This window comes from Tsuneonella sp. HG222 (genome assembly GCF_053819185.1).
In genome coordinates this window covers 847,865-863,670 of sequence record NZ_JBSOQZ010000001.1, presented here as the reverse complement: position 1 = coordinate 863,670, position 15,806 = coordinate 847,865, and the positions used below count along the sequence as shown (strand labels likewise).

The following is a 15,806-nucleotide window of genomic DNA, read 5'->3' as shown; positions in this document are numbered from 1 at the left end:
GCTAGCGCGCCGGGGGACAATCGCCGGTCCGCTCGTTCCGCACGTTCATGCGCATCCGCACCGACCCGCCCGGCAGCGCATCGCCCTGCTGCTCGATGGCAAGCGTCATGTTCGAGCGTTCGGGATCGGCCTCCCCGCTCATGGCGATATGCGACACGATGGCATTCTCGCCCGCGCAGCGCATCGCGGCGCTCAGGCGGCCGTCGAGCGTCTCGAACCGTTCGATCGCGCAATCGCCGTCCTGCATGTCCGCCAGCATCCGGCGGAAGCCGCCCGCCGCCTCTTCCGGCGTCAGGCAGTACTCGCGCACCTGGGGTTCGATCTCCATCCTGCGGCGGGCAATCTGCGCCTGGTCCATCGCGGCGCCCGGCATTTCATAGCTCTCGAGCGTCGTCGTCGACCGGTAGAGCCCGGGCAGCGGCTCGGCCAGCCGTCCGGCTTCGGCCAGGACCTGTGCATCGTCGGGGCCGGACCCGCAGCCGGAGAGCCCCGCGGCCGCGGCCAGGACGATCAGCTGGCGCATTCGCCCACCCGTCTTGCGGCAATCTTGCCCTTCATCGTCATCGGCCCCTGCGGCGCGCCGTTGACCGTGGTGGTGAGATCGAAGGCATATTCGGCCTCGCCGATGTCGCCTTCCATGGCGATCGTGTTGCTCGCATCGCCCTCGGCGCAGGTCATGCGCATCTTCAGGTGATTGCCGGTCCGATCGAACTCCTCGTACGTGCATTCCCCGTTGCCCTCGCCCGCGAAGAAGCCGGCGCCCGGGCGCTCGACGTCGCCGGGCGCAAGGCAGGTGTCGGAAGTGATCGTGGCGGTCATGCTCTGCTGCATCATCTGCTTGAGCGCCTCGGGCGCGCCGGGCATCTCGATCTCGGTGAACGAGACCGACTGCTCCCATTGTCCGGGCTGCAGGGCGATGTCGGGGCCTTGTTCCATTTCGGCGGTCGCCTCCCCCTGGGTGATCCGGCCGTCGGCATCGGAGTCCGCGCCGCCGTCCGAACAGGCGGCCAGCGCCACCGGCAGGGCGGCGAGGAGGGCGAGGCGATGCATGGAAGTCTCCTGGACGCCGGGTGTCTTGGGCCGACAGGGTAACGACCCCGGGCGCGGCTGCCAACGCATTGCACCCGGACTTTCACCGCCCCATATGCCGGGCATGGCCGAACTCGTCATCCGCAGAGGGCTGGAAGAGCCCGACACTTCCGAAAAATTCGTCCCCCACAAGCCGGCGCGGCCCGACAAGAGCATGGGCGGGCGCAGGTTCGAGCTGGTCTCGGACTACAGCCCCAGCGGGGACCAGCCCGGCGCGATCGCCGAGCTGACCGCCAGTGCGCGCGACGGGGAACAGACCCAGGTGCTGCTGGGCGTGACCGGCAGCGGCAAGACCTTCACCATGGCCAAGGTGATCGAGGAACTGCAACGCCCCGCCCTCGTGCTCGCGCCCAACAAGATTCTCGCCGCGCAGCTCTATGGCGAGTTCAAGAGCTTCTTCCCGAACAACGCGGTCGAATATTTCGTCAGCTACTACGACTACTATCAGCCGGAAGCCTACGTCCCGCGCTCGGACACCTACATCGAGAAGGAAAGCTCGGTGAACGAGGCGATCGATCGGATGCGCCATTCGGCCACCCGCGCGCTGCTCGAACGCGACGACGTGATCATCGTGGCATCGGTCAGCTGCCTTTACGGCATCGGCTCGGTCGAGACCTACTCGGCCATGATCTTCGATCTGAAGAAGGGGTCGAGCGAGGACCAGCGCGAGATCATTCGCAAGCTGGTGGCGTTGCAGTACAAGCGCAACGATGCCGCCTTCCAGCGCGGCAACTTCCGCGTGCGCGGCGACAGTCTCGAGCTGTTTCCCAGCCACCTGGAAGACACCGCGTGGCGGATCAGCTTCTTCGGCGACGAGATCGAGGAGATCAGCGAGTTCGATCCGCTCACCGGCGTGAAGGGCGCCAGTCTTGCCAGCGTGCGCGTCTACGCCAACAGCCACTACGTCACACCCGGGCCGACGATGAAACAGGCCAGCGCGGCCATCAAGTTCGAGCTGGAGGAACGGCTGAAGGAACTGCACGCCGAAGGCCGCTTGCTCGAAGCCCAGCGGCTGGAACAGCGGACCAATTTCGATCTGGAGATGATCGCCGCCACCGGCAGCTGCAACGGGATCGAGAATTACAGCCGCTTCCTGACCGGGCGCCTGCCGGGCGAACCGCCGCCGACCCTGTTCGAATACCTGCCCGACAACGCGCTGCTGTTCGTCGACGAAAGCCATCAGACGGTCCCGCAGATCGGCGCGATGGCCAAGGGCGACCACCGCCGCAAGCTGACCTTGGCCGAATACGGTTTCCGCCTGCCGAGCTGCATCGACAACCGCCCGCTGCGCTTCAACGAATGGGACGCGATGCGCCCGCAGACCTTCGCCGTCAGCGCCACGCCGGGTAGCTGGGAGATGGAGCAGACCGGCGGCGTCTTCGCCGAACAGGTCATCCGGCCCACCGGCCTGATCGACCCGCCGGTCGAGATCCGTCCGGTCGAGGACCAGGTGCAGGACTGCATCGCGGAGTGCAAGGCGACCGCGCAGAAGGGCTATCGCACGCTCGTCACCACCCTGACCAAGCGCATGGCGGAGGACCTGACCGAGTTCATGCACGAACAGGGCGTGCGCGTGCGATACATGCACTCCGACGTCGAGACGCTCGAACGCATCGAGCTGATCCGCGACCTTCGGCTCGGGGTTTACGACGTGCTGATCGGCATCAACCTGCTGCGCGAAGGGCTCGACATTCCGGAATGCGGTCTGGTGTGCATTCTCGACGCCGACAAGGAAGGTTTCCTGCGGTCCGAGACCTCGCTGATCCAGACCATCGGGCGCGCCGCGCGCAACGTGGATTCCAAGGTCATCCTCTATGCCGACCGCATCACCGGCAGCATGGAACGCGCCATGGCCGAGACCGAGCGCCGGAGGTCGAAGCAGGAAGAGTACAACGCCGAGCACGGGATCACCCCGACCACGATCATCCGCGGCATTCAGGACATCGTGGCCCACACCGCGAGCCGCGACGGGGTGCTGATCGACACCGGCGATCCGGAGCGCAACAACCTCGTCGGTCACAACCTGCGCGCCTACATCGAGGACCTGGAAAAGCGGATGCGCACTGCCGCCGCCGACCTGGAGTTCGAGGAGGCCGGGCGGCTGCGCGACGAAATTCGCCGCCTGGAAGCCGACGAGCTCGGCCTGCCGGACAGCGAGAAGAAGGCGCCGCTGGTCGGCCGCAGCAACGAAGGCAAGCCCGGCACCCGCAAGACGCGTTTCGGCAAGACGCAGCGCAAGTGGGGGCGTTGACGGGGCGCACCGCCGCGCCGGACCCCGTGAATAAACCTCGCGCGTGCTTTACCCGGCGTGCGGCGGCCCGCTAGGGGCTGGCCATGCTCCGGTCGTTCTTTCTTGCGTTGACGATTTCATCGCTTCTCGCGGGGTGCGATCGCGCGCAGCAGGCGCCCGCCAAAGCCCAGCGGATCGTGCTCGGCGATGCCGGGCCGGGCGACAAACCGCTCGATTCACCCGACACGACGGGGGCCGAATGGACGGTGGCGGCAAACGGCCAGTCGATCGACTTCGGCAAACCTGGGAGCAAACCCTGGCTCTCGCTGGCCTGCCAGGTGCGGGCCAAGCCGCCGACCATGCGGATCATCCGCCACGTGACCGTGCGGCCGGGGCAGAAGGCACTGTTCCCGGTGCTCGGCAATGGCACGATCTCGCGCTTCAAGGTCGACGCCAGGCTCGCCGACGGCGAATGGCGGTGGGAGGGCGAGGTGCCGGCCGACGACGCCCTGCTCGAGGTCTTCACCGGCCCGCGCGAGATCGAGGCGACCCTGCCCGGCGCTGGCAGCCTGATGATCGCCGGCAGCCGCCTGCCCGGCCAGTTCGTCGACTGGTGCCGCAAGGGCGGCGATGTGGAACGGCCGGTGGAAGCAGAAGCGCTGGAAGCGACGGGCGGAGTCGAAGGCTAGACCCGGCGCATCGCGACCACTCGGGCCGAATTCACTTTCCTACAGAGTGCCTGGCGTGCTTGGTACAAGGCATGTCGTCTGCGCAGCTTTATCCTGCCTTTTCCGTCGCTTGCCTTGCGTTGTTCCTGTTGGGTTCGGGTGTATACTTCGTGTCACCTTCCGCCGCGCGAAGCGTGGTTCTGCCCGCCATCGGCAATACGCAGGGCGGGCGGTTGGATCAGCCAGCCGCCGCGAGTTCGACCAGCGTATCGGGGGTGAGCACCTGCGGCAGTTGCTGCGCCTCGCCGTCGGCCGGATACCAGAGATACAGCGGCACTCCGGCGACGCCCTGCGCGGTGAGGAAGCGGGTGATCGCCGGGTCGCGCACCGTCCAGTCGCCGACCAGGGGGACCACACCTGCCTTTTCGAAGGCAGCCTTTGTGGCCTCGCGCTCGATGGCGACGCCTTCGTTGACCTTGCAGGTCAGGCACCAGTCGGCGGTGAACCAGACGAACACCGGCTTGCCGGAAGCCCGCGCCTCGGCCAGCGCGGCCTCGCTGAACGGCTGTGCGGCGATCAGCCCTTCGGCTGCGCCGCTCGGCGTCGGCTGCTCGGCAGTGCGCGGCACGGCCAGCACGGCAACCAGCAGCAAGGCGCCCATGCCGGCCCCGGCGAGCTGCCACCCGGCCTTGCCGCCGCGTTGTTGGCGCCCGACCCTGACCAGCAGGACAACGGCGGCGAGCGCGACGGCAAGCGCCACCAACGCAAAGGTTGCGCCGCCGATCTGCCAGCACAGCCAGGCCAGTGCCAGCGCGGTCAGGCCCATCGGTACCGCCATGACCTTCTTGAAGGTGTCCATCCACGCGCCGGGCCTCGGCAGCATCCTGCGCAAGGGTGGAACGAACCCGAGCAGCAGGAACGGCAGCGCCAGACCCAGGCCGAGCGCGGCGAAGAGCAGCAGTCCCTGCCACCACGGCAGCAGCAGCGCCGCACCCATCGCCGCAGCCATGAACGGGCCGGTGCACGGCGTGGCGACGAAGGCCGCCAGAAGCCCGGTGGCGAACGCGCTCGACTTGCCGCCGCTCTGGGTGATCGACAGCGAAGGCAATTCGAACATGCCCGCCAGGTTGGCGGTGATCGCCGTCGCCAGCACGAGCAGCGCAACCACGACGCCCGGCTCCTGCAGCTGGAAGGCCCAGCCGACCTGCTCCCCCGCCGCGCGCAGCGCCAGCAGGACGACGCCGAGCGCCAGGACCGCGAGGATGACCCCGGCCGTGTAGGCCAGCCCTTCCGACCGGGCGTCCGCCTCGCTTTCGCCCGCGCGAGCAAGGCTCAGCGCCTTGAGGCTGAGGATCGGGAAGACGCAGGGCATGACGTTGAGGATCAGCCCGCCGAGCAGCGCCGCGCCCAGCAGCAGCCAGATCGAACCGAACGCACCGGCGCTCCCCCCGCCGATGGGCGTGCCGCCGGTCGGCACCTCGCCTGGCGCCGCAGCGAAGCGGATGCCCTGCCCCGCGCCGGAGCCTGCCTGGCCGAAATCGAGAATGCCGGACAGCGCCCCAGGGCTCTCGGCAATGCCCTTGCGCGGGATCTCGACCACCAGCGTATCGCCGTCACGGTAGAACGCCTGCGCCGCGACGTAGTCGATGGTCTGCGGCTGATCGAGGAACACGTGCGGCTGCCCCAGACCGAGCGAGGCGGGCAGCGGGATCGCCAGGCGCAGCACATCGCCCCCGGCCTCGAATGCACCCTTCTGGTCGAGCTCAGCCGGGATGGCGGCGCGCCACCCGTCGAACAGGGTATTGCGCCCGGTCACGGTCGACAGGTCGAGCGTCAGCTCCTTGGTCTCGGGGACGCAGATCTTGTCGGTGCAGACCAGCAGATCGGCCTTGAGCCCGATCGGCGCGAGGTTGCCGACAGCAGCACCCGCCGGGACCTCGATCGGCACGAGCACCGCGTAATCGCCTTCGTAGACGTGGTTCATCAGCCCGGCGATGACCAGCTTGTGCGGCACGGGATATTGCGGCTGACCCGCCTTCCAGCCCGGCGGCAGGGACCATTCCAGCTCCATGCCCAGTCCCGCGTCGCCGGGGTTTTGCCAGTAACCGTGCCACGTCGGCTCGGGCGTGAAGTGCAATGCCAGCGTGAGGGTGCGGCCCGGCTGGACCGGCCCTTCGGCGAGAAGTTCGGCCTTCATGTGATTGGTCTGGGCCAGGGCCCCGGCCGACCACAGCGCGGCCCAGATCAGGGCTACGATTGCGAGCATTCGTCTTGCGTGCATGGTGGCGCACGCTCTACGGCTGGCGACGATGAGCGACAAGTCCAATCCCCGGCGCGAACTCCTGATCCTCGGCGGCGGTCTGGTGGGCATGACCCTGGCCCTTGCGGCGGCGAGGAAGGGGATCGCCAGCCATGTCGTCGACCGGGCCGATCCGGCCGAGCTGACGGCGGAAGGCTTCGACGGGCGGGCCAGCGCGATTTCCACCGCGAGCTGGAACCTGTTCGGCAACATCGGCGTGGCCGATCGCCTCGAACCGCTCGGCTGTCCGATCGCCTCGATCGCGGTGACCGACGGCATGAAGCCGGGCCGGATCGATTTCACGCCCGAGCCGCACGAGGGCACCCTGGGGCGCATGTTCGCCAACCGCGATCTCCGCCTCGCGCTGTTCGAGGCGGCGAAGGACGAGCCACTGATCGCCTGGCACTCCGGTGCGACGGTCGTCTCGCGCGAGCGCGGCGAACACGGCGTCTCCGCCACGCTCTCCAGCGGCGAGGTTCTGTCCGCCAGCCTGATGGTCGCAGCCGAAGGCCGCTTCTCCCCAACGCGCGAAGAGGCCGGCCTCAAGCTGGCCAAATGGGATTACAGGCACCGCGCGATCATCGCCGGCCTGACCCACGAAAAACCGCATGACGGGGTTGCGTGGGAGATCTTCTATCCTGCCGGTCCCTTCGCCCTGCTGCCCCTGCGCGACGAGCCGGGCGGCGAACATCGCAGCGCGCTGGTCTGGACGGTCGCCGAGAAGGACGCCGCCGGCATCCTGGCCCTGTCCGACCGCGCCTTCGTCGCCGAAGCGGCAAAGCGCATGCACGGCATCTTCGGGGCGGTCGCGGTGAACGGCCCCCGATCCTCCTACCCGCTGAGCTTCCAGCACACGGCCCGCATCGTGGAGCGCCGCCTGGCTTTGGTCGGCGACGCGGCGCACGGCATTCACCCGATCGCGGGCCAAGGTCTCAACCTCGGACTGCGCGACGTGGGCGCGCTGGTCCAGGTCATTGCCGACGGGATGCGGCTTGGGCTCGATCCGGGCGACGCGCAGGTGCTGGCGCGCTACGAGAAGTGGCGCTCGCTCGATGCCTTCTCGGTCTCGCTGGCGACCGACGGCCTCACCTGGCTGTTCGGCATTCCGGGAAAGCTGCCCAGCGCGGTCCGCCGGCTCGGCATGGGCGCGGTCCAGCGCACCCCCGCGCTCAAGCGCTGGTTCATGGACGAGGCCAGGGGAATGAGCGGCGAGATGCCGGAATTGCTGAAAGGCTAGGTCGCCGGGCTCAGCTGTTCGACCGGGTTGCCCGCGCCATCCTTCAAGCCGCGCGATTCCAGGATCGCCGTCGTTTCCAGCAGGTCGAGCGCCCTTTGGACACGGGCATAGCGGTCGGCTTCCGCCAGCCACTCGCGCGCGCTGGCGGCGTTGGGCAGGTTGCGCACTTCGGCCATGGCCGCCTCGACCCGCGAGCTTTGCAGGAACATCCGGGCTCGCTCCAGCCGCCGCTGCGGTTGCGGCGAAGGCGTATCCTCGCGGCGAACGACGAACAGGCTCGAAAGTTCGTTGCCGAGCCAGCTCATCATGCCGTTGCGGGGCGTCGCAGTGGCAAGCGCCGGGGCAAGCCCGTCGAGCTTGGCGACAAGCTGGTCGAGCGTGACCGGCTGCTCCGAGGCATCGAGGACCGTGTTCACGGCATTGGGCCGGGCGTCGCCGAACCGGAGGCGTAGCTGGTCGCCGAGATAGCCGAGCGGCTGACCGCGATCGACAGCCCGGCGGGCGGCGAACGTAATCAGCAGACCCTCGGCCCGGGCGGCGTTCCCGGCGGCGGCCTGCGTCTGCAGGTCGAGATTGGCGATCCGCTGCTCCATGGCTGCGACCCGGCTGTCGAGCCCGCCTTGCTGCTCTACGACCCGCGCGACCTGGGCCGCGTCCTGCCGGGCAGTAGTGCTGGCGCTGGGCATCGGAGGGGACGGCTGTATTGCAACCGCAGCGGGCGCTTCGTCTACGATCCGGACCAGATCGCCGGTGCCATATCCCCGCCACCATATCACGGCGAGCACCGCCAGGATGAGCGCGAGCGCCACGCCGATCATGCCGAGCCCCAGGCCCCGCTTGCCGGTTCGTTGCGCCTGTGCGCGCGCTATGCTGCCGTGGTTGGCGTCCATTGCGTTCCTTCGCGACCCATTCGGCGCCGTTTGGCGCTCGTCTCACCCCGGGAACGGGTCATGGCACAACTTACGGGCCAAAGCCAACAGTGCGGCATCGCTGGGCTCGGCGGACGTGGCGACTGCCCCCCACCCCTGCCCCGCCGCGTCAGAGATGCGCGGACCAAGCGTGGCCAGGCCGATCGCCCGGCGAGGGATTGTCAGGCGGTCGCATTCCGATGCAAAGTGCGTCGCGGCTGCTGCCGAATGCAGGAGTATCACCGCGCCGGAGCGCAGAATGGCGTCCAGGTTACCATCGATGGCGAGGGCTTCGGACCTGTAGACGACGACTTCGGTAATCGCGATGCCCGCCGGTGGCGCCAGCGGGACTCGCTCCTCCCCGGCCAGACGCAGCAGCCGCATGCGTTGGCCGGCCAGCGCATCGAGCACACCCTGGAGGCCCCCGCTGCCGATCGTCGGCGTCGCGAAACCTCGCTCCCGGGCTGCGGCGGCGGTCGCCTCTCCTACCGCGTGCACCGGCAGGCCGGTCAGGCGATCGAGCCCGGCTCCGCCATGCCGCATCGCGTTGGCGCTGCCGACGAGCAAACCGTCGAACGGCCCCTCAGGGATGGTCCACGCAACGGCGCCGATGGCGAACAGCGGATGGCAGGCAACGGCGAGGCCAAGCTCCGCGGCGGCGGCGGCCGTCTGGCGACATCCGGGCTGCGGCCGGATGGCGATGACCGGCAAGGTCACGGTGCGCCGGTAAAGTGCGCCGCGATCCCGGGCGTGGCGCGGGCGAGAAGGTCGGCCGCGAGACGTGCCGGACTTCCGCCGTCGCCTAGCGGGAAGGTCGCCTGGCCGTTCACGATCTCGGCCCCGTCGGGGCTGTAGAGTGCGGCTCGCATGCGCAGATGCCCGTCGGCAAGGTCGCACAGGACCGCGATCGGGCTGTGGCACGATCCGCCGAGCGCGGCGAGGAGAGCCCGTTCGGCCTCGACCTCGGCCCGGCTCGGAGCATGGTCGATGGCGGCGAGCAGATCGCGGGCCCGCGCATCGTCGGCGCGGCATTCGATGCCGATGGCTGCCTGGGCCGGCGCCGGCAGCCAGTCCTCCGCCTCCAGCGGATGGCCAACGCCGTGTTCGCCGAGGCGCTGGAGCCCCGCGGCGGCAAGGAAAGTCGCCTGCACCTCGCCGGCGGCCAGCTTGGCCATGCGGGTGGCGACATTGCCGCGCAGCGACACGACCTTGCAGTCCGGCCGGGCATGGAGCAGTTGCGCCGTCCGTCGCGGGGCGCCGGTGCCGACCAGGGCACCTTGCGGTAGAGCGCGAATGGTCGCCGCGCCGAGCAGCACGTCCCGCTTGTCGGCGCGGGGCAGGACGGCGGCAATGACCAGTTCCGGCGGCCGGATCGTCTCGACGTCCTTCAGCGAATGGACCGCCGCATCGATCAGCCCCTCGCCTAGCCACTGGTCGAGCTCTCGCGTCCACAGCGCCTTGCCGCCGATCTCCGACAGCGGCCGGTCCTGCACCCTGTCGCCACTGGCGACGACCGGGACAAGCTCGACGTCGCCTTCGGCCCACCCATGCGCCGCGCACAGGCGGGCGCGGGTCTCCTCGGCCTGCGCCATCGCAAGGGGAGAACGCCGGGTGCCGAGGCGGATTTGCGGAGAAGGAGCCATCGCGTTCGCTTGCCCTAATGCGCGATTGCAGGCAGGGGAACCCGCCATGTCTCTGGTCCTCGGCATCGAAAGCAGTTGCGACGAGACCGCCGCCGCACTGGTCGACGGCGAGCGGCGCATCCTTGCCCAGCGCATCGCCAGCCAGGAAGCGGAACATGCCCCCTATGGCGGGGTGGTCCCGGAAATCGCCGCGCGCGCCCACGCCGAACGGCTCGCCCCGCTGATCGAGGCGACGCTGGCCGACGCGGGGGTTTCGCTCGCGCAGTGCGACGCGATTGCCGCTACCGCCGGGCCCGGGCTGATCGGCGGGGTCATCGTCGGGCTGGTGACGGCCAAGGCGCTGGCGATGGCCAGCGACCGGCCGCTGATCGCGATCAACCACCTCGAAGGCCATGCGCTGAGCCCGCGCCTGGCCGACCCTACGCTCGCCTTTCCCTACGCCCTGCTGCTGGTTTCGGGCGGCCACTGCCAGATCCTGCGGGTGGCCGGGGTCGGGCAATACCAGCGGCTCGCTACTACGATCGACGATGCTCTTGGCGAAGCGTTCGATAAGACCGCGAAAATCCTCGGCCTGGGTTATCCCGGCGGCCCGGCGGTCGAGCGGCTGGCGCAGAGCGGCAATCCGCATGCCGTGCCTCTGCCGCGCCCGCTCAAGGGCAGCCGGGATCCGAACTTCTCATTCGCCGGGCTCAAGAGCGCGGTCCTGCGCGCGCATCAAAGCGGCATCCATTCCGCCGCCGACATTGCCGCAAGTTTTCAGCAGGCTGCGATCGAGAGCATCGAGGATCGCCTGCGACGCTCGCTGGCGCGCATGGACGAGGTCACCGCCTTGGTCGTCGCCGGCGGCGTCGCGGCCAACGCGCGGATCCGCGCCTCGCTCGAAAGCATCGCGCGTGGCCACGGCCTGCGCTTCGTCGCCCCGCCCCCGGCGCTGTGCACGGACAATGCCGCGATGATCGCTTGGGCCGGGATCGAACGGCTCGGCCAGAGTGATCCGCTCGATTTCGTCGCACGGCCGCGCTGGCCGCTCGATCCCGACGCGGAGCCGGTTCGCGGGGCGGGGGTCAAGGCATGACACCGGGTGGATCCGTCGGCGTCCTGGGCGCGGGTGCCTGGGGCACGGCCCTCGCCCAGATGCTCGCCAGCGACGGGCGCGAGGTCCTGATCTGGGCGCGCGAGCCCGAACTGGTAGCGGAAATCAACGCCGCGCATACCAACTCGCTGTTCCTCCCCTCGGCCAGATTGGCGCAGAGCATCCGAGCGACGGGCGATACCGGCGACATGGCCGGATGCGAAGTACTGCTGGTGGTGACGCCGGCGCAGCACCTGGGCGCGGTCCTGGGCACCATGGCGCGTCATCCGCGCGACCTGGTCCTGTGCTCCAAGGGGATCGAGGCGGGCACCGGGCGGCTGATGAACGACGTCGCCCGTGCCGCGGCTCCGCACAGCGACGTCGCCGTCCTGTCCGGCCCGACCTTCGCGCATGAAGTCGCCGCCGGCTTGCCGACGGCGGTGACGCTGGCTTGCGGCGGCGGGCGCGAGCAATGGGATCGGCTTAGCCCGGTCGTCGCGCGGGCGAGCTTCCGCCCCTATTACTCCGACGACGTCACCGGGGCGGAGATCGGCGGGGCGGTCAAGAACGTCCTCGCCATCGCCTGCGGCGTGGTCGACGGCCTTGGTCTTGGCCAGAACGCCCGCGCCGCGCTGATCGCTCGCGGTTACGCCGAGATGCTCCGCTTCGGCGAGGCGCTTGGCGCGGAGCGCGACACGCTTGCCGGCCTGTGCGGGTTGGGCGACCTGGTGCTTACCTGCTCATCCACCTCGAGCCGGAATTTCTCGCTCGGCAAGGCGCTGGGAGAAGGGCACTCGGTCGAGACCCTGATGGCCGACCGGCGCACTGTTGCCGAAGGCGCGCACACTGCCCCCGTACTGGTCGAACTGGCCGCGCGCCACGGCGTCGTCATGCCCCTTACCGGCGCCGTCCACCGGCTGCTGGGCGGCGCTTCGGCTCGCGACGTCGTGTCCGACCTGCTCGCCCGGCCGCTGACTTCGGAAGGCCCCGCGGCTTGAACGACAAGCAATCCGGCGACATCGCCGCGCTGGCCAAGGGCGGGCAGCAGAACTTCGTCGGCTTCCTCTTGCGGCTGGTGGGGATGTTGCCGTTCCTGTTCATCGCGGGGCGCCTTTACGGGGCCGCGGCGCTCGGGCGCTACGCCTCCGCGCTGGTAGTGGTCGAGATCGTCGGCCTCGTATGCTCGATGGGCGAAAAGCGGGGCCTCGCGCAGCGATTGACCGAGGAGCCCGACACCCATCCGGCCAATGTCGTGTACGATGGGATGCTCGTCGCCACCCTGGCCGGGCTCGCCGCGGCGGTCTTCTTCTGGTTCGTCCCGGCACCGCTGTTCCCGAGCGGCGAGTACACCCAACTCGACCGCCTCATCGTGCTGGCGATCCCCGGATATGCGCTGACCGAGATCGTCCTTGCCGCGCAGGCCTACCGCTTCGACATCGCCACGAGCGTGCGGGCCCGCTCGATCGTCCTCCCGTGGACGCTGTCGATCGGCGCCGGGGTGTTCTATTTCCTGATCCCGGAATCCGGGCTGTCGATGGCTTATCTCGCGTCGATCTACACCGGGCTGGCGACCGGCCTGTGGTCGTTCATGCGCACCTACGGGGCGCCGAAGGGCTGGCGGCCGAAACCTGCCGCGATGGGCCGCCTGACGATGCGAGCGCTGCCGCTGGCGACGGCCGACGCCATCGAATGGGGAACGCGCCGGCTCGACATCTTCATCCTGGGCCTGTTCGCCACCCCGGCAACGGTCGGTATCTATTACGTCGCCCAGCAGGTGGCGAGCCTGCCACAGAAGCTGAAGACCAGCTTCGAGCCGATCCTCGGCCCGGTGATCACGCGCGCGCTTAAGGTGAAGGACTTCGCCGCGATCGCCAAGCAGGTCTGCCAGGTGGGTTTCTGGATCACCGCCGTGCAGGGCGGCGTCGCCCTTGCACTGGGCATCCCGGGCGAGGCGATCATGGGCCTCGTCGGCCCCAATTTCGTCGGCGGAACGGCGGCACTGGGCTTCCTGCTGGCGGCAGAGGTCGTCGCTGCAACCGCCGTCGTGGCGGAAGCCGCGCTGATCTACGTCGCGCGCATGAGGAACCTGGCGGTCAGCGTGGCGACCATCGCGCTGCAGGCCGGGCTGACCATCGCCGCCATGCTTATCATCCAGGCACAAGGCCTGCCCGACTCCTGGCTGGGCGGCGCCGCCGCTGCCTCGTTGATGATCGCGCTGGGCGTGTCGTCGCTGATCAAGGCGGTCATGCTCTCGCGCATCCTGCAGCGGCCGATCAACAACTGGCGCTGGGCGCTGGTCTGGGCAGCCGCCGCGGCCGTCCTTGTTGGGCAGGTGGCGATCCTCCTGCCCGAATGGGCCGAGCTCGTGTTCGGCGTTCCGGCCATCCTTGGGGCCTATGGCTGGATCATCTGGCGACGCGGCTTCGGGCCGGAGGACCGCGTACTGTTCCGCAAGCAAGCCGACCCCTCGACGGACGCGGGGCAGGACGGCTAGGAAAGCACGATGCAAGTCCTAACCGAGAACTGGATCGTCGCGGTACTGGCGCTGGTCGTGGCGATTCTCGTCGCCTGGTGGCTCATTGCGGCCAATCGCAAGACGGCGATCACCCGCGAACCAAGGCCTGCCGAAGACGGTCCCGCCCGGCGCAACCAGGCGCTGATCGACGCCGCGCCCGCGGCCGCTTTACCACCCGCCACGCCGGACGGGCTCGCCGGCGTCGGCGCGGCCGTGGCGGCGGCCGCCGATCCGGCGCAGCGCGGCGACGATCTCAAGCGCATCAAGGGGCTCGGTCCCAAGGTCGAAGCGCTGCTGCACGAGATGGGTGTGACGACTTACGCCCAGATCGCCGAATGGACCGAAGCCGATGTCGACCGGATCGACGCGGCGCTGGGGCGGTTTTCCGGCCGCATCCGCCGCGACGACTGGCGCGCGCAGGCCAGGTTACTGGCGAACGCCGACCTCGCCGGTTACCAGGCGACGTTCGGAAAACTCTAGCCCCGCGCGCTTCCGGTCCGCAAAACAACGGCCAGACCGCTGGAACCGAATCTCCAGCCTATCGTTGGTTAATGCCGCTGATCGGCACGGGTGTGCTACAGGAACGGAAATGCTGTCATGAGCCAGGTTGAACGACCCACCGTCCTGGTGGTGGAGGACGAATTCATCGTCGCACTCGACCTTTCGGAAACCGTCCGCGACCTTGGTTACGAGGTGGACGGCCCCTATGCGGATACGCGCAACGCCTTCTGCGCGATCGACCGGACAATGCCGGACTTCGCGATCCTGGACATCAACACCGCCGATGGTGAGGTCTATCCGCTGGCCGACGCGCTGAGTCAGGCCGGCGTACCGATCATCTTTCATTCCGGGCATGTCTCTCCGCCCGAAATATCGGCTCGTTATCCGGATGCGTGGGCCTGTTCGAAGCCCTGCCCACCCAGCCAGTTGATCGAGGTTCTGGGAGAGGCCGCGCGCGAAGCCGCCCACTAGCTCGCTTGTAAGCACGCCGGGCATTGCATAGTGTATTGCAGTGCCAACACACCAAGCATTCCTCAAATCATGGGCCGACGCGTTGCTTGCGTCTTCGGGCGCACCGGCTTTTGCGGTCGCCGTGGCGAAGCCGGGCGGCGAAGTGTGGTCCAGCGCGTCCGGGATTGCCGACATGGAACTCGGCTCCCCGGCGCATGATGGGCATCTGTTTCGCATCGGCTCGGTAAGCAAGATCATCACCGCGACCGCAGCCGCCCGCCTTGCTGTGCGCGGAATGCTAGACCTCCAAGCGCCCATTTCCGACTATCTGCCTGGCCTTTCGCAACACCATCGCCAGACGACGCTTAGACAGTTGCTGACCCATCGCGGCGGCGTGCGGCACTACACTGGCAAGGACCTCGCGCCCGACCAACCCGGCGGCCCGATCTTCAACCGTACTCGGTGGTCCGACCAGGATATCCTGACAGCGTTCATCGACGACGATCTGGTTGCCGTACCGGGCACGCGGGTCAGCTATTCATCGTGGGGCTACTCGCTCGCCTCGCTGGTCATGGCGGCCGCAGCCGGTCGGCCCTTCCTCGAACTAATTGATCACGAAGTCGTGCGGGTGTTCGACCTTCCCACGCTCTGTCCCGACCGGCCGGCGCAACTGATTGCGGGGCGGGTGCGCGGCTACGTCCCGGCGAGCGAGCGGAAGATGATGCTGGCGCAGTTCCCTGATGCCGCCCTAGAAGCGGCAGACGAAGGATGGACGAACGCGCCGCCGATCAATCCGGCCTACTGTTGGGCGGGCGCGGGTTACCTCGCCAGCATGCCGGACATCGCCCGGTTCGGCGCTGCGCTGATCGAAGGGCCGACCAGCCTCCTGACTGCCGCAGAGCGCACGGTGTTGTTCACCCCGGTCACCGAGAAAACCGACGCGAGCCCCCCGCTGGGCCTGGGGTGGAGGATCGATCACGACAGCTCCGGCCGCCTGCGGTGGCACCATGCCGGGGCGACACCGGGAGGGAGAGCGGTGCTGGTCGTCTATCCGGCAGAGGGCTTGTCGATCGCGCTTGGCAGCAATTGCATGACCTTGCCGGGAGACGTCCTCGGCCCCGCCGCCCAGCTCGCCGATTTGTTCACCGCCTGAACCGACCCCTCGCGCCGGCTGCCGTGCTTGGGTATGGGCGC

General features: G+C 68.8%; 15 protein-coding genes. 9 read left to right on the top strand and 6 right to left on the bottom strand.

All coding sequences use genetic code 11. The annotated features are described in order from the left end of the window. Position 1: 1 nt before the first annotated feature. Complete coding sequence (locus ACWPMZ_RS04265) at positions 2–523, bottom strand: DUF3617 family protein (protein WP_455702771.1); 522 nt, start codon at positions 521–523, stop codon at positions 2–4. Then, positions 511–1,050: a DUF3617 domain-containing protein gene (locus ACWPMZ_RS04260; RefSeq protein ID WP_455702770.1), complete on the bottom strand. Its 540-nt coding sequence runs from the start codon at positions 1,048–1,050 to the stop codon at positions 511–513. Before ACWPMZ_RS04260 ends, ACWPMZ_RS04265 begins: the two co-directional genes overlap by 13 nt. 103 nt (positions 1,051–1,153) lie before the next feature. On the opposite strand from ACWPMZ_RS04260, the gene uvrB reads away from it, so the two are divergent. Continuing rightward, complete coding sequence (gene uvrB, locus ACWPMZ_RS04255) at positions 1,154–3,340, top strand: excinuclease ABC subunit UvrB (protein ID WP_455702769.1); 2,187 nt, start codon at positions 1,154–1,156, stop codon at positions 3,338–3,340. An 83-nt stretch (positions 3,341–3,423) separates the two neighbouring features. Further along, complete coding sequence (locus ACWPMZ_RS04250; RefSeq protein WP_455702768.1) at positions 3,424–4,008, top strand: hypothetical protein; 585 nt, start codon at positions 3,424–3,426, stop codon at positions 4,006–4,008. A gap of 217 nt (positions 4,009–4,225) precedes the next feature. Here the strand turns inward: ACWPMZ_RS04250 and ACWPMZ_RS04245 are convergent, their stop codons facing one another. Then, positions 4,226–6,253, bottom strand: a complete 2,028-nt coding sequence (locus ACWPMZ_RS04245) for a protein-disulfide reductase DsbD family protein (protein ID WP_455702767.1) — start codon at positions 6,251–6,253, stop codon at positions 4,226–4,228. A 43-nt stretch (positions 6,254–6,296) separates the two neighbouring features. On the opposite strand from ACWPMZ_RS04245, the gene ACWPMZ_RS04240 reads away from it, so the two are divergent. Continuing rightward, complete coding sequence (locus ACWPMZ_RS04240) at positions 6,297–7,523, top strand: FAD-dependent monooxygenase (protein ID WP_455702766.1); 1,227 nt, start codon at positions 6,297–6,299, stop codon at positions 7,521–7,523. Here the strand turns inward: ACWPMZ_RS04240 and ACWPMZ_RS04235 are convergent. Genes ACWPMZ_RS04235 through hemC form a run of 3 tightly spaced genes read right to left on the bottom strand, consistent with a single transcriptional unit; the run spans position 7,520 to position 10,074 of the window. Next, on the bottom strand, positions 7,520–8,413 hold the full coding sequence (locus tag ACWPMZ_RS04235; protein WP_455702765.1) for a hypothetical protein: 894 nt from the start codon (positions 8,411–8,413) through the stop codon (positions 7,520–7,522). The genes ACWPMZ_RS04240 and ACWPMZ_RS04235 overlap by 4 nt on opposite strands. Before the next feature lie 42 nt (positions 8,414–8,455). Continuing rightward, the gene (locus tag ACWPMZ_RS04230) at positions 8,456–9,148 is read right to left on the bottom strand and encodes a uroporphyrinogen-III synthase (RefSeq protein ID WP_455702764.1); all 693 of its coding nucleotides are present in this window, start codon (positions 9,146–9,148) and stop codon (positions 8,456–8,458) included. Beyond that, complete coding sequence (gene hemC / locus ACWPMZ_RS04225) at positions 9,145–10,074, bottom strand: hydroxymethylbilane synthase (RefSeq protein WP_455702763.1); 930 nt, start codon at positions 10,072–10,074, stop codon at positions 9,145–9,147. Before hemC ends, ACWPMZ_RS04230 begins: the two co-directional genes overlap by 4 nt. A gap of 46 nt (positions 10,075–10,120) precedes the next feature. On the opposite strand from hemC, the gene tsaD reads away from it, so the two are divergent. From tsaD to ACWPMZ_RS04195, 6 genes are all read left to right on the top strand, one after another. After that, positions 10,121–11,149, top strand: coding sequence for a tRNA (adenosine(37)-N6)-threonylcarbamoyltransferase complex transferase subunit TsaD (gene tsaD / locus ACWPMZ_RS04220; RefSeq protein WP_455702762.1), 1,029 nt, complete (start codon positions 10,121–10,123; stop codon positions 11,147–11,149). Beyond that, positions 11,146–12,144 (top strand): NAD(P)H-dependent glycerol-3-phosphate dehydrogenase, encoded by a 999-nt coding sequence (locus ACWPMZ_RS04215; RefSeq protein WP_455702761.1) that lies wholly within the window; start codon positions 11,146–11,148, stop codon positions 12,142–12,144. The genes tsaD and ACWPMZ_RS04215 overlap by 4 nt, the downstream gene beginning before the upstream one ends. Further along, positions 12,141–13,640, top strand: coding sequence for a lipopolysaccharide biosynthesis protein (locus ACWPMZ_RS04210; protein WP_455702760.1), 1,500 nt, complete (start codon positions 12,141–12,143; stop codon positions 13,638–13,640). The genes ACWPMZ_RS04215 and ACWPMZ_RS04210 overlap by 4 nt, the downstream gene beginning before the upstream one ends. A gap of 9 nt (positions 13,641–13,649) precedes the next feature. Beyond that, positions 13,650–14,141, top strand: a complete 492-nt coding sequence (locus ACWPMZ_RS04205) for a hypothetical protein (protein WP_455702759.1) — start codon at positions 13,650–13,652, stop codon at positions 14,139–14,141. Positions 14,142–14,258: 117 nt separating this feature from the next. Continuing rightward, entirely contained in the window at positions 14,259–14,633 is a 375-nt protein-coding gene (locus ACWPMZ_RS04200) for a response regulator (protein ID WP_455702758.1), read from the top strand. A 40-nt stretch (positions 14,634–14,673) separates the two neighbouring features. Beyond that, complete coding sequence (locus tag ACWPMZ_RS04195; protein ID WP_455702757.1) at positions 14,674–15,765, top strand: serine hydrolase domain-containing protein; 1,092 nt, start codon at positions 14,674–14,676, stop codon at positions 15,763–15,765. Positions 15,766–15,806 lie beyond the last annotated feature (41 nt).

Excerpts from the sequence above, each read along its gene's own strand:
- ACWPMZ_RS04250 (WP_455702768.1), top strand. The coding sequence starts at position 3,424 with ATGCTCCGGTCGTTCTTTCTTGCGTTGACGATTTCATCGCTTCTCGCG.
- ACWPMZ_RS04200 (WP_455702758.1), top strand. The coding sequence starts at position 14,259 with ATGAGCCAGGTTGAACGACCCACCGTCCTGGTGGTGGAGGACGAATTC.
- uvrB (WP_455702769.1), top strand. The coding sequence starts at position 1,154 with ATGGCCGAACTCGTCATCCGCAGAGGGCTGGAAGAGCCCGACACTTCC.
- ACWPMZ_RS04235 (WP_455702765.1), bottom strand. The coding sequence starts at position 8,413 with ATGGACGCCAACCACGGCAGCATAGCGCGCGCACAGGCGCAACGAACC.
- ACWPMZ_RS04245 (WP_455702767.1), bottom strand. The coding sequence starts at position 6,253 with ATGCTCGCAATCGTAGCCCTGATCTGGGCCGCGCTGTGGTCGGCCGGG.
- ACWPMZ_RS04260 (WP_455702770.1), bottom strand. The coding sequence starts at position 1,050 with ATGCATCGCCTCGCCCTCCTCGCCGCCCTGCCGGTGGCGCTGGCCGCC.
- hemC (WP_455702763.1), bottom strand. The coding sequence starts at position 10,074 with ATGGCTCCTTCTCCGCAAATCCGCCTCGGCACCCGGCGTTCTCCCCTT.
- ACWPMZ_RS04240 (WP_455702766.1), top strand. The coding sequence starts at position 6,297 with ATGAGCGACAAGTCCAATCCCCGGCGCGAACTCCTGATCCTCGGCGGC.
- ACWPMZ_RS04205 (WP_455702759.1), top strand. The coding sequence starts at position 13,650 with ATGCAAGTCCTAACCGAGAACTGGATCGTCGCGGTACTGGCGCTGGTC.
- tsaD (WP_455702762.1), top strand. The coding sequence starts at position 10,121 with ATGTCTCTGGTCCTCGGCATCGAAAGCAGTTGCGACGAGACCGCCGCC.
- ACWPMZ_RS04215 (WP_455702761.1), top strand. The coding sequence starts at position 11,146 with ATGACACCGGGTGGATCCGTCGGCGTCCTGGGCGCGGGTGCCTGGGGC.
- ACWPMZ_RS04265 (WP_455702771.1), bottom strand. The coding sequence starts at position 523 with ATGCGCCAGCTGATCGTCCTGGCCGCGGCCGCGGGGCTCTCCGGCTGC.